Origin of the sequence: Tenacibaculum agarivorans, from assembly GCF_001936575.1 — a bacterium.
Classification (GTDB): domain Bacteria; phylum Bacteroidota; class Bacteroidia; order Flavobacteriales; family Flavobacteriaceae; genus Polaribacter; species Polaribacter agarivorans.
In genome coordinates this window covers 122674-136164 of sequence record NZ_MSMP01000001.1, presented here as the reverse complement: position 1 = coordinate 136164, position 13491 = coordinate 122674, and the positions used below count along the sequence as shown (strand labels likewise).

Genomic DNA, 13491 nt, shown 5'->3' with positions numbered 1-13491 from the left:
TAGAAACTAATCTAAAATCAATTTATATTTTGAGTTTTCAAGTACTTTCTCTTGAGAAATCCAATATGGAATCCACGTATTATTCTTCCAGATGTCCACTTGAGATTTATAATATGGATGGAATATTCTAGCTGAATTTCCTCCCGCAAGAGCTCCCATAAATTTTTCAGAATCGCTTAAATCAGCAACCATTCTGAAAGAACTAAACCAACCAGTATCAAAGTTGAGGTCTTTTGATTTTTTATACATTCCTCTATTTATGGTTTGATTAGAACCACTTTTAGGGAATTCTTCAAAACCAAGTAAAGATTTACCAAAACCATCTTGACGAATTGGACTGGCGAAATATATTTTATGAATTTTACCCCAAGTCCATTCTTTGGAATTAGGACCAATTTCTTTAGTAAGATACTTTGTAGTCATAATTCCAGCTTCAACAATTAAATCATCCAATGTTTCAACTTCAGGTGTAGTGATGTTATCTATGACTTTGTGATTCGTAACAATAAAATCATCTAATTTTTGCATCCAGTAATATCCGCTACTCCAGAATGTATCTTCTAACTCATCTGGTAATTCATCATTTAAAATTAGAGTTGCCAAATACTCATACAACACATTATAAACAGCTCCACCTTGTGCATTTACATCATCAACATGATTCCAGTTACTTAAGATTTCTCCTAGTTCCTTTGTTTTGTCATTTTTGTTAAGAGCAGCTACAAAAATAGGAGCCAATCTTTCAGCTTGCATGCTTTTACAATCTAGGATGAGTTGCCATAAATCATTCTTGCTAAACTTGCGATTTTCTCCTAAAACCTCTTTGATTCTTAAGTAACGATAATTCGGTGAGAAATGCTCGGAGTAATAAAAGGGATAATCATCAGGACGCGTATCATGGTTTGCTGTCGCTACCCAATTTTTCTTAGGATTTATCATATGTGGCATACTGTCTTTTGGAATAAATTCATCAAAAGTTTGACTTTCTTTAATCATTCCTTGACTGTTTATTCTTTTAGGAATAAGACCTGTGGCTTGATGTGCGATATTCCCTTCTATATCTCCGAAAACAAAGTTGAAAAACATGTTATCTACTCCGAATAATGCTTCTCTGAATTCAGATACATTTTTAGATTCTAAAAAACGCTCAAAACCAATAGATTTACTTTTCGAATAAGCGAGTGACCATTGTAAACTAACAACATCTTGAGTCATAATTCCAAAAATGTCAAAATCGGAAATTATTGGACCATGAACTGTTGATCGAACTTCGATTACAATATCTTCGCCATCTTTAACCTTTATAGTTTCTTTTCTTTTCGAAATTGGAAGTTTTTCCTCTCCAGCAAAATAGAAATCGTCTTCGGTTTTTTCTATACATAAATCTTGACTATCACCATAACCATTGGTAATCCCAAAAGAAACAAACTCGTTACGACCACCTAAAATACCCGGAATACCTGGAATTGCAATTCCAGCACTTTTAAATTCTGGACATGATAAACCAATAGGATGGAAAATTCCAGGAAGCAATCTAGAATCTACATGAGGATCATTACAAACAATAACTTTGCCTGAAGCTGATTTTTTACCAGAAATAGCCCAGTTATTAGAGCCAAATTCAGGTAGCGGTAGTAATGTTGGCGTCATTTTAGTTGGCTCAACATTTAGTTTTTCTGAAAGCGCAGCATTAATCTTATTAAAATCAATAAGCAATGGTTTTGTTCTATCAGGGTTTATGTTTAATGGAAATGTGTTTTTATCTAAAGTAGATTTTGCGGCAAGATTTAATGTTAGGATTTCATCCTCCATATCTCTACCATGAGTAAAACCGATAAACATAATAATACTCATAATGTCTAATGGCTTAATTTCTGAAGGTTGAATACTAAGTAAACTTAATTCTACAGGGAATTCATTTGCACTAGTTGAAAGATATTCATTAAAGCCTTCGCTGTACCAAGTCAGAAAATCTACAGCTTCTTTATTTAAGTTAGCAAAGCTATTTTTTGCAAGTTGAGGTAAATTGAAAACTCGCATTTTAATATCAGATTGTACCATTGAAGGTCCGATTATTTCTGCTAATTCTCCTTTAATTAATGCTCTATAAAATTCTATTTGAAAAAGACGATCTTGAGCAGATACAAACCCTTGTCCTCTAATTACATCCGCTTTATTCTCTGCAATAACATATGGAACACCATTTTCATCTCTATAAATTTGTATAGGAGCGGTATTTTTTGAAATTTGTACCGTTCCTTCTCTTTTAAAGTTGTTAATATTTGAAATATATACAACAGCAGCAATAATTAGGAGAATTAGGATTGAAGCAATAATGAGTTTGCCTTTTTTCATAGTGAGTCTAGTTTATCTTAAATAAGATTACTAAGATAGTTTATTATTAATTCATAGGGAATTATCTCCTATGGATTTAAAAGTTAGAATAGTTAAAATAAGTTCTATACAGATTACAATTGGAAAATTCAGAGCTTTTTCCATTTATTGTAATAGTCTTTCAACGTATTAAATTTATTTTGATCCTGAATTAATTCATGATACCAAGTAGGTTCAAGGAAATCCCCAGTTGAATCTTCAGTATCGTTATCATCCCAATATAATTTCTTGGCTTTAGCAATTCTATCTAACCAAATTTGTTGAGGTTTTTTAACAATTTCAACAGAAATAATATCAGACATAGCAATTTTTTCAGTTAGGTTTTCTAATTTATCATATCTTAAATGATATTCTCTTGGAAGTTCTTTAAAAAGTGGAATAGAGTCAAATAATTTATAGGTGAACTCATTATATTTTCTTGAAACTAACTTTTTTCCTTTAGAATCTATTGCAATATCATTTTGTTCTTTTTTAAAGTGTCCATGATGCGGAGTATGGGTAATAAAATATGCTCGTTTTGCTTTAAATGAGCTATAACCTAAATTAAATATTCCATCTTTTGTTTTTTGAAGACTATAAAAATTAAAATCATACAGTTTTCTATATGTTTTACCATCTCCAATTTCGAAATAAAAACCATTCGGAAGCATGCAATAGCCACCTTTTATTAATGTTATAAAGCCTTCATGAGTAGTGTTGTTTTTAGTAGTTATTTTACAAACGGCTTGTATAGAGGGATCACCAGCATCTATAGAGTTGTTATTCAGTAATCCTAAACATGTAATAAGTAGTATTAAATATTTCATAGCGTTGTAATTTGAATTGCTAATATACAATAAGAATTTATAGTTATTAGTTGAATAAAAAAACACCAGAAATAATACTGGTGTTTGAAAATTAAGATTAATAGATTATGTTTTAAAACTGATATTTTATACCCAGTTGCGCTCTCCAACGAGAATTAATCGGATCTAAAACCCAAGGTTGCGCATTTTCATCTAAAGTGAATTGATACACAGGTTGATTGTTTTCTACTCCTCTAAATTCTAATAAATTAAAGTTGGAGTTTGTTACATTAGGAACAAAAACTAATCTACCCCAATTTTTATGAATAAGGTTCAGCACATTAAAAACATCTAAACTTACTTGTAAGTTTGTATTATTCTCAAAGGGTAAATTGTATACAAATTTCGCGTCTAACTGATGGTTCCATGGTGTTCTACCTCCATTTCGTTCTGCATACTGTCCTCTATTTTCACTCAGGTAATCATTGTTTTCAATAAATGTATCTAATCGATTCCATTGCTCTTGAGCAGGAACTAAAATATTTCCATTAATATCAGTAATATCTTGTAATTGAATTTCATTTTGATTGGCTGGAATATATACCAAATCATTTCTTGAAGATCCATCTCTATTGACGTCACCTTGATACACTACTGAATAAGGGCTTCCGGAAGTTCCCGTATATAACGCAGAAAGTTGTATTTGATGATTGTTCTTGAAATTAATGTTGTAGCTATGAGAAGAAACTAGTTTATGACGTAAGTCAAAGTTAGAAAAAGATAAATCAGGATCGTGAGAATTTATAGCTTGATTCCACTCAAAATTAGCAGCAGAAGAATTACGAACAGTACTTGATACTTCTTTACTTTTTCCATGAGTATATCCTAAAAAGCCAGAATAATTATCGGTTTCTTTGTATATCCCAAGATTGATGTTGTAACGATATCCTTTGTTGGTGTTACTTAATAAAAATACATTAGTGAAATTATCATTTACTCGTGTTCCATTATAAAATAAACGAGTGTCTGCTCCCGAATAATTTCCGAATTCTTGACGTCTATTTATCGATTGAAAAAAGATGCCTTTCAATACATCTGTATAGGTTGCTTCCGCAGTAAATCTGAATTTGCGAGGTAATTTAGCTTCAAAATGTAGTCGAGTTTTCCATTCCCTTGGGAGTTCAAAGTCAGTGTCTATCAAATTTATTTCCGTTAACCCGGGTTGTTGAGTAGCCAGAGTTCCTAAATTTTCTTCTAGTGGCACAGGAGTCCCGTTAGGTCTAATATCTACATTAAAATAATCGGTACCTGAAATATATTCTGCATAAGCAAACCATAAATAAGGTATTCTACCAGTAAATAAGCCGCTTCCTCCGCTCAGTTTATACTTTTTGTCTTCATCTAAGGTGTATTCAAAACTAACTCTTGGATTAATATGAGGATTTACATCAATTTGATTGGTAAAATGGCTAAACTCAGGTGTATTTCTAACTAATGGGCTTAAAGGTAAATTATCGAGCAATAATTGATTGTCTAAACGTACTCCAAAATTTACAGAAAATTGATCATTAATTCTTATTTTATCTTGAATATAAAATGCCGAAGTTAATACATCTATAGTTGCAGAAGGTCTGTTATTTACAAAATCAAATGAATTGTTTGTTACATGATACACACCACGAATTCTAGAGGGTCTGTCGTTTAAAAAATCATCAACAGATCTATACGCCCAACGACCATTCCATGCCGTTAAAAAACCATAATCGATATCATTGTATTGAAATAATAATCCTCCAGTAATGGTATGATTATTTTTATAATACGTTAATTTATTGGTCAATTGAAATGTATTCAAATTGGTATTGTAAATAGAAGCTTCTCTATACGTTCCTGCAAAAATTCGGTTAGATGAATCGTTAATTTCTATATGTGGAAAAACACGTCCATCATAAGAACGATCTTCTTTTACTTTAGTGTATCCTAAAGTTAGAATATTAGCCACATTCTCAGCTAAACTAGAGTTTAATTCTAAAGTAGTTCCATTTAAAATACTATTATGACGATAGCCCTGATTACCAAAATTAAAAACAGCTTGATTCCATTCCAAGTTATCAGCAAAACTCTTTACAAAGTTATTACGGAATGTCAATTTATGTTTCTTGGAGATATTGTAATCCAAACGCGTAAAAACTTTAGTAGATGCAGTTTCAATATCGCTAGTTTCAAAAGCACCAGGATCATAATTATAATCGGTTTTTAATTTGTTGGCGATATCAACTACTGTTTGTTGACTAATATTTGAACCCGAAGTCCCAGGTGCACCAATAAGAGGTGTTTTACTTAGCGCTTGTTCAACATTTACATAATAAAACAGCTTATCTTTTTTTATAGCTCCACCTACACCACCACCAAACTGAATGTCATAAAAACTATTTACTTCCTGTTCTATTCCATCAGCAAAAGAACCTATCAAGAGTTGATTGTTTCCATAACCGTAAATTTCAGCTTTAGTAGTATTGGTACCATTTTTAGTCACCACATTAATATTGGCTCCTGTAAAGTTTCCAATACTAACATCAAATGGAGAAGTTTTTACAGAAAGTTCTTTAATAGCTCCAAAACTTATGGGTTGACTTCTTGATAAACTTCCTGGTGTACCATTAGCCGAAGACCCCGCAGCTCCACTAGCAGGTTCTTGAAAACCGACAACATCATTACTTGCTATACCATCAATATTAAAATTATTAAATCGATTACTTGCACCACCAAAGGAATTTAAGTTTGCTTCAGATAAATTTCTAGTTAAATCTTGAACACTTCTACTAATAGTTGGTGTTTTTAGTAATTGTTTAGTGTTAATTACGGAAGGGTTTATTCTATTTGATTTTGCAGAGATCACAACTTCATCCAATGTAGCGCTTTCTTCTTCTAGCGTAACGTCTACAGCTAAAGTTTTACCTAGTTGAATAGTTACATTAGTCTTCATATAGGTATGATAGCCTATAAAATGAACTTCTAGTTTGTATGTGTTTCCAGGAGGAATATTGGCAACTACATAATGACCAGATTCTTGAGAACTTGTTCCATAAGTAGTGTTTGTTTCTGTATCAGTAATAATGATAGACGCAAAAGGAATAGAAATACCACTAGTATCGGTAATTTTACCTTCTATATTTCCTGTTGTTTCCTGTGCGTTTATATAAAGTGCGCTAAAAAAAAGAGCAATAAAAATTTTGATTTTCATATAACGAAAATGATTGAATTGGTTTGTTTATAAAGTATAGACAAAAACTACTTTTTTATGGATTTTAAAAGTAGATTAAGATGAGTTGTAATTATTTTAAACAAGCCTTGGAGAACCTTTATTATAAAAGGTTTTGGTAAATGAAGTACTATTGTAATTTAAATTAGAGTATATAGTTTTAGAAATCAGCTTGGTAATTTCTAGAATAATTCTTTTTAGTGTGGAGGTAGTATATCTATATGCAGTAGAAAAATACAGTAAATCTTTTCCAGAATCTATATCTTTTAGAGATTCAAGTAACTGTACATATGTGTTACCCGATCGTAAAAAAATACGTAAAGATTTAGATAATTTTGAAGTCTTCCAAGGGAGAGCCGCGAACTTATCTTTGTGAAATTGGTGTTTGGCTATAGAAAATAAATAAACACCACCATCTAATGATGGACCAATTGTATTTTTTCCTTTTTCTAAGTTTTTATTAGCATCAATTATATGGTTAACATGTAACTCTGGGCTATCATTACCAATAACAATAACATTTTTATAACCTTTGTTAAAAACAGAAGCTATAGCATTAGAGATCCGTTCACCAAAAGTATTACCTATTTGATTTTTTTCATTAAAATGAAGAACGTTAAGGTTTGTTTTTTGAGCTTTATCAAATGCTTTGTTATGTAAATATTCAAATAGATGCTCACTATTAGCAATTTGTTTTTCTATAGCTTCATAAGTAGAAGTATTAGAAAACAAAAGGATAGCAGTATCTGTTTTTGAATTATACATAAATAGTATTATGGGAGTATATAGTCGAGTAAAAGAGAGAAATATTACAAGATTCTCAGTCTTAACTGTTTTTTTAATAGTAAAGTTCTATTAATAAGCGATTTAAAATTTGCTTTTTTTGATTTCCGTTAAAAAGTTTGTTAGGATAGGGTTTCTATTCTCAATGTTCCATACAGCAGATAGAACTGTTCGCTGTGAAATGCTGTTCAATTCAATAAATTTTATCCCTTTTACATAATCAGATTGTAGTGATTTTGGAACTATAGAAATACCGAAATTATGAGCAACTAATTTATAGATAGAATTAGAATGAATAGTATTGTGAGTGACTATGGGGGTGAAACCACTATCATCAAAAATTTGGAGCACTTTTTCATAGTAAGAAGCACTATATTCAGGATCAAACAAAATAAATGATTCATCTTTAAGTTGATGTATGCCTTTAAAACTTGTAGAAGTAATAGCATGATTTTCGGGCAAGACTAGGCAGAAAGGTTCTTTAACTATTGGATAAGTAGATAGGCCTCTTGGAACTCTTTCCATACGAACAAAACCAAGATCAATATCTTGAGATTGTAATTGAGTTATTTGTTGAGAATTATCCATCTCTTTAAGACTGAAAAGAATTTTAGGATATTTTTTTCTGAATGTAACCAATAACGTTGGAATTATTTCCTGCATAGCAGATCCAACATAACCTAATTTTAAATCACCTTGTAAACCATCATGCAGTAGCTTTGTGTGTTCGATAATGCGTTCTAAATCATTAAAATGTTTTTGGAGCTCTCCTTGAAGAAACAATCCTGCTTTAGTTAAAGTTACTCTTCTATTATTACGTTCAAAGAGTGAAACTCCAATTTCCTCTTCTAAATTTTTTATTTGTCTACTCAAACCTGGCTGTGAAATGTAAAGCCGATCTGCAGCTTTTCTAAAATGTAAATCTTCAGCAACGGCCAAAAAATAACGGAGGTGACGTAATTCAAATTGATAACTCATAGTTATTATTTGTAAACTAAAATAGTCTTGTTGAGCATCAAATTTACTCTTAATTTTAAATTATTAATGAAGATCGAATAAGTTTTTGTCACTTCGAATGAAATTATTTGTAATGAAATGAAAAATAATTTTGTATCGAGAAGTAAAGTAATGTTCTCGATAGTCCTGCTGAACTTGATTCAGAACAATTTTACTACGTTATTACTCCGTAAAATTACTCGAAGTGACATTGAAATACTTAAACGAGATTCACATTAAATCTAATAGAACAGATGAAAATGGAATTTAAATACGGAATAGATCAATTAACAGTATCAACAATAATAGATATTGTAGATGGTAAATTGGAAACAGTATTAACAAAAGAGACTGTAGAAAAAGTAATATCATGTAGAAAGAAGGTAGAGATAATGGCAAATTCTAACAAAGCTGTATATGGAATAAATACAGGGTTTGGTCCTCTTTGCGATACTCAAATTTCTCCCGAAGAAACAAATGTATTACAACATAATTTGCTAATAACTCATGCAGTAGGAGTAGGAAATCCAATTGATAAAAAATTATCTAAATTGATGATGATTTGTAAAGTTCACGCTTTATGTCAAGGATTTTCAGGGATACGTCTAGTAGTTATAGAACGTATGTTATTTTTTATAAAACATAATTTGTTGCCTCTAGTCCCCGAACAGGGATCTGTTGGAGCTTCAGGAGATTTAGCACCATTGTCACATTTATTTTTACCACTGATTGGAGAAGGAGAGTTTTGGGTAAATGATGAAATTGTTGATGCAAAAGAAGTACATAAGAAATATGGTTTATTACCACTTCAACTGGAAGCAAAAGAAGGGTTAGCATTAATTAACGGAACACAATTCATTCTAGCACATGCAATTCTAGGATTAGATAAAATGAAATATGTGCTTGATTTGGCCGATGTTTCAGGTGCTATGAGTTTAGAAGGGTTTCAAGGTAATGCATTACCATTCCATGAAACATTACATCATATTCGTCCTTTTAAAGGGACTATTGAAGTAGCTAAAAGAATGCGAATGCTATTAGAAGGTTCACAAAACTTAGCTTCGCATTTGGAATGTGAACGTGTGCAAGATCCGTATTCTATACGTTGTATCCCTCAAGTTCATGGAGCCTCTAGAAATGCATACGAGCATTTAAAAGAACTAACTGAAATAGAAATGAATTCAGTTACTGATAATCCAATTATAATTAGTGAGACAGAGGCTATTTCTGGAGGGAATTTTCACGGACAACCTTTAGCGATGGCTTTAGATTATGGGGCATTAGCAGCTGCAGAATTAGGAAATATTTCTGATAGAAGATGTTACTTATTATTGGAAGGAAAATATGGTTTACCACGTTTATTAACTGAAAAAGGGGGGCTAAACTCTGGGTTTATGATTCCGCAGTATACCACTGCAGCTTTAGTGACAGAAAATAAATCCTTGTGTTTTCCTCCATCAGCGGATAGTGTTCCTACATCTTTAGGCCAAGAAGATCATGTATCTATGGGTAGTATTTCAGGAAGGAAATTTAATCAAATCCTAGGGAATCTAGAGAAAATTTTAGCTATAGAATTAATGTATGCAGCACAAGCTTTAGAGTTTAGAAGACCCAATAGATGTTCTGATATTATCGAGAAAAATCACGATATAATAAGAACAAAAGTATCGAAATTAGAAGATGATAGATTATTGAAAGATGATATTAATGCGATGATAAGCTTAGTGAAAAATAGAGTGTTTATAACTAGTTAGTTTTTTGCTAGAAGCTAGAAGCTAGAAGTTAAAAATAACTGTGTAAAAGTTTCGGTTTTTCTTTGTTTAAAATAAAGAGAAAATAAACTTTAATTGATAATTGGAAAAAATAGAAGTCTGAATCATGACATTTCAAAAACAAATATTACAAGGTATACCCAACGAATTACCTACTCCGAAAGCATATCCTGAAGATATCAATAGAGCACCTAAGCGAAAAGATATTTTATCTGTTGAAGAAAAACAACTAGCAGTTCGAAATGCATTACGTTATTTCCCAGAAACATGGCATAGTATTTTAGCAGAAGAGTTTGCTCAGGAGTTGGCAGCTTATGGTCGCATTTATATGTATCGTTTTAAACCTGATTATAAAATCTATGCGAGACCTATAGAAGAATATCCTGCGCAATCTATGCAAGCGGCAGCAATTATGTTGATGATTCAGAATAATTTAGATCCAGCTGTAGCACAACACCCGGAAGAGTTAATTACTTATGGAGGAAACGGTGCTGTATTTCAAAACTGGGCACAATATCTGTTAACAATGCAGTATTTAGCAACTATGACAGAGGAGCAAACCCTACACATGTATTCAGGTCATCCCATGGGATTGTTTCCTTCTTCTGTAGGAGCACCAAGAGTTGTGGTTACGAATGGGATGATGATTCCAAATTATTCAAAACCTGACGATTGGGAAAAGTACAATGCATTAGGAGTTACCCAATATGGACAAATGACAGCAGGTTCATATATGTATATCGGTCCACAAGGAATTGTTCATGGAACTACCATTACTGTGATGAATGCATTTCGCAAGATTTTATCGAATGGAGAAAGTCCTAAAGGAAAGATTTTTCTAACGGCTGGATTAGGAGGCATGAGTGGAGCACAGCCAAAAGCAGGAAATATTGCCAACTGTATTACCATTTGTGCTGAGGTTAATCCGAAAGCAGCTATCAAACGTCATGAACAAGGTTGGGTAGATGTTTTGATTGATGATATAGAAGTATTGATTACTCGAGTACAACAAGCTCAAGAAAAAGAAGAAGTGGTGTCTATCGCTTATATTGGAAATGTAGTAGAAATTTGGGAACGATTTGATGAAGAAAATATTTTTATTCATGTAGGATCAGACCAAACCTCATTACATATTCCATGGACTGGAGGATATTATCCTGTTGGAATTTCTTATGAGGAATCGAATCGATTAATTCGAGAAGAACCAGAAGTATTTAAAGAAAAAGTGCAAGCTTCTTTGCGTAGACATGCAAAGGCCATTAATAAACATACAGCAAAAGGAACGTATTTCTTTGATTATGGAAATGCATTTTTATTAGAATCATCAAGGGCAGGAGCAAATATACTTGCCGAAAATGGTATTGATTTTAAATACCCTTCTTACGTACAAGATATTTTAGGTCCTATGTGTTTCGATTATGGTTTTGGTCCGTTTAGATGGGTGTGTGCTTCTGGTAAACCTGAAGATTTAGATAAAACGGATCAAATAGCGATGGAAGTTTTACAAGAGATTATGAAAATAGCTCCAGCTGAAATCCAATTGCAAATGCAAGATAATATTACTTGGATTAAAGACGCGAAACACAATAAAATGGTGGTAGGTTCTCAAGCACGAATTTTATATGCAGATGCAGAAGGAAGAGCTAAAATTGCACAAGCTTTCAACGATGCTATTGCAAATAATGAGATTGGTCCTGTAGTGTTGGGAAGAGATCATCACGATGTAAGTGGAACGGATTCTCCGTATAGAGAAACATCTAATATCTACGATGGAAGTAAGTTTACAGCGGATATGGCCATTCATAATGTAATTGGAGATAGTTTTAGAGGAGCTACTTGGGTGTCTATTCACAATGGAGGTGGAGTAGGATGGGGAGAAGTAATGAATGGTGGTTTTGGAATGTTACTTGATGGAACTGAGGAGGCAGAAAAGCGATTAAAAACCATGTTATTTTACGATGTAAATAATGGAATATCAAGACGAAGTTGGGCAAGAAACTCAGGAGCAATTTTTGCAATACAACGAGAAATGGAACGTACTCCTAATCTCAAAGTGACGATACCGAATTTAGTAGAAGATACGATTGTAAAAAAATTATTTTAATGCGAACACTTTTTACACATATTAAAGAATTATTACAGGTACGTACAGCGCCAATTTCTTTTGTTGCTGGGGTAGAAATGGATGACTTGCCAACTCTAAAAAATGCGTATTTACTCATTGAAGATGGACGTATTGCTGATTTTGGAGAAATGCCTAATTGTCCTAGCGAGTTATCTGTAAATGAAGTGATAGATGCTACAGGAAAAATGATTTTACCCACATGGTGCGACTCGCATACCCATATTGTGTATGCTGGAAATAGAGAAGGTGAGTTTGTAGATCGAATTAAAGGAAAAACCTATGAAGAAATTGCTAATAATGGTGGAGGGATTCTAAATTCAACAAAAAAACTACAACAAACTTCAGAGGAAGATTTGTATCAACAAAGTAAATATCGATTAGAAGAAGTAATTCAATTAGGTACTGGAGCTATTGAAATAAAATCGGGATATGGATTAACTGTAGATGCAGAACTAAAAATGCTTCGAGTAATTAAACGGTTACATGATGAATATGCATTGCCAATTAAAGCTACGTTTTTAGCAGCTCATGCAATTCCTACGGCATATAAAACTAATAAACAGGCTTTTTTGGAGTTGATGCTAAAAGAGGTGTTACCAGTGGTTGCTGAAGAAAAGTTAGCCAATTATATTGATGTGTTTTGTGAAACAGGTTATTTCTCAGTAGCAGATATGGAGTTGGTATTAGGAGAAGCAAAAAAATATGGATTACTTCCTAAAGTACATGTAAACCAATTTACAGCTATTGGAGGTGTGCAATCAGCGGTAATGAACGATGCGCTTTCCGTAGATCACTTAGAATTAATAAATGATGAAGATCTTAAAGCTTTGCAAGGAAGCAAAACTATGCCAGTGGCATTACCTTCATGTTCTTACTTTTTAAGTATTTCATACACACCTGCTAGAAAAATAATGAATGCAGGATTACCGTTAGCTTTAGCAAGCGATTATAATCCAGGATCTACACCTTCAGGAAATATGAATTTTGTAGTGTCTACAGCATGTATTAAAATGAAAATGACTCCAGAAGAAGCAATAAATGCAGCTACTATTAATGGAGCATATGCGATGGGATTAGAAAAGGAAGTAGGCTCTATTACAGTAGGAAAAAAAGCGAATTTAATTTTGACAAAACCGATACATTCGTATGCTTCAATTCCGTATGCTTTTGGTATGAATCAAATTGAAGAAGTGTATATATCGGGTAAGAAAATGTAACAATGAAATAATGTACTAATGTATCAATATATTAATTTGTTAATTTGAAGATTTGAAAGTGAATGTTGAAATGTCAGTTCGAGTAATTTTACGGAATGCTAATGAGGTAAAATCGAAATACAAAATTCATTTCTGTTCTACTCCAATAAATTTCACT

Annotated in this window: 8 protein-coding genes; 3 read left to right on the top strand and 5 right to left on the bottom strand. The window is 32.4% G+C overall.

What is annotated here, in order from left to right; translation table 11 throughout:
* Nucleotides 1-6: 6 nt before the first annotated feature.
* From BVC87_RS00625 to BVC87_RS00605, 5 genes are all read right to left on the bottom strand, one after another.
* On the bottom strand, nt 7-2355 hold the full coding sequence (locus BVC87_RS00625; protein WP_075340400.1) for a penicillin acylase family protein: 2349 nt from the start codon (nt 2353-2355) through the stop codon (nt 7-9).
* A 128-nt stretch (nt 2356-2483) separates the two neighbouring features.
* Entirely contained in the window at nt 2484-3200 is a 717-nt protein-coding gene (locus BVC87_RS00620) for a hypothetical protein (protein ID WP_075340399.1), read from the bottom strand.
* 112 nt (nt 3201-3312) lie between these two features.
* Nucleotides 3313-6423: a TonB-dependent receptor gene (locus BVC87_RS00615; protein WP_075340398.1), complete on the bottom strand. Its 3111-nt coding sequence runs from the start codon at nt 6421-6423 to the stop codon at nt 3313-3315.
* A 96-nt stretch (nt 6424-6519) separates the two neighbouring features.
* A complete protein-coding gene (locus BVC87_RS00610) occupies nt 6520-7206 on the bottom strand; it encodes a TIGR04282 family arsenosugar biosynthesis glycosyltransferase (protein ID WP_075340397.1) in 687 nt (228 codons plus the stop codon).
* A 102-nt stretch (nt 7207-7308) separates the two neighbouring features.
* The gene (locus BVC87_RS00605; protein WP_075340396.1) at nt 7309-8202 is read right to left on the bottom strand and encodes a LysR family transcriptional regulator; all 894 of its coding nucleotides are present in this window, start codon (nt 8200-8202) and stop codon (nt 7309-7311) included.
* Nucleotides 8203-8480: 278 nt separating this feature from the next.
* Here BVC87_RS00605 and hutH point away from each other — a divergent pair, with 278 nt between their 5' ends.
* From hutH to hutI, 3 genes are all read left to right on the top strand, one after another.
* A complete protein-coding gene (hutH, locus tag BVC87_RS00600) occupies nt 8481-9974 on the top strand; it encodes a histidine ammonia-lyase (protein ID WP_075340395.1) in 1494 nt (497 codons plus the stop codon).
* Between the two features lie 124 nt (nt 9975-10098).
* Nucleotides 10099-12096, top strand: a complete 1998-nt coding sequence (locus tag BVC87_RS00595; RefSeq protein ID WP_075340394.1) for a urocanate hydratase — start codon at nt 10099-10101, stop codon at nt 12094-12096.
* Nucleotides 12096-13334 carry an imidazolonepropionase gene (gene hutI / locus BVC87_RS00590; protein ID WP_075340393.1) on the top strand — a complete coding sequence of 413 codons (1239 nt, stop codon included), beginning with the start codon at nt 12096-12098 and terminating at the stop codon, nt 13332-13334. The genes BVC87_RS00595 and hutI overlap by 1 nt, the downstream gene beginning before the upstream one ends.
* Nucleotides 13335-13491 lie beyond the last annotated feature (157 nt).

Bases quoted from the DNA above. Each gene is read 5' to 3' on its own strand.
- BVC87_RS00625 (WP_075340400.1), bottom strand. From the start codon at position 2,355: ATGAAAAAAGGCAAACTCATTATTGCTTCAATCCTAATTCTCCTAATT.
- BVC87_RS00620 (WP_075340399.1), bottom strand. From the start codon at position 3,200: ATGAAATATTTAATACTACTTATTACATGTTTAGGATTACTGAATAAC.
- BVC87_RS00615 (WP_075340398.1), bottom strand. From the start codon at position 6,423: ATGAAAATCAAAATTTTTATTGCTCTTTTTTTTAGCGCACTTTATATA.
- BVC87_RS00610 (WP_075340397.1), bottom strand. From the start codon at position 7,206: ATGTATAATTCAAAAACAGATACTGCTATCCTTTTGTTTTCTAATACT.
- BVC87_RS00605 (WP_075340396.1), bottom strand. From the start codon at position 8,202: ATGAGTTATCAATTTGAATTACGTCACCTCCGTTATTTTTTGGCCGTT.
- hutH (WP_075340395.1), top strand. From the start codon at position 8,481: ATGGAATTTAAATACGGAATAGATCAATTAACAGTATCAACAATAATA.
- BVC87_RS00595 (WP_075340394.1), top strand. From the start codon at position 10,099: ATGACATTTCAAAAACAAATATTACAAGGTATACCCAACGAATTACCT.
- hutI (WP_075340393.1), top strand. From the start codon at position 12,096: ATGCGAACACTTTTTACACATATTAAAGAATTATTACAGGTACGTACA.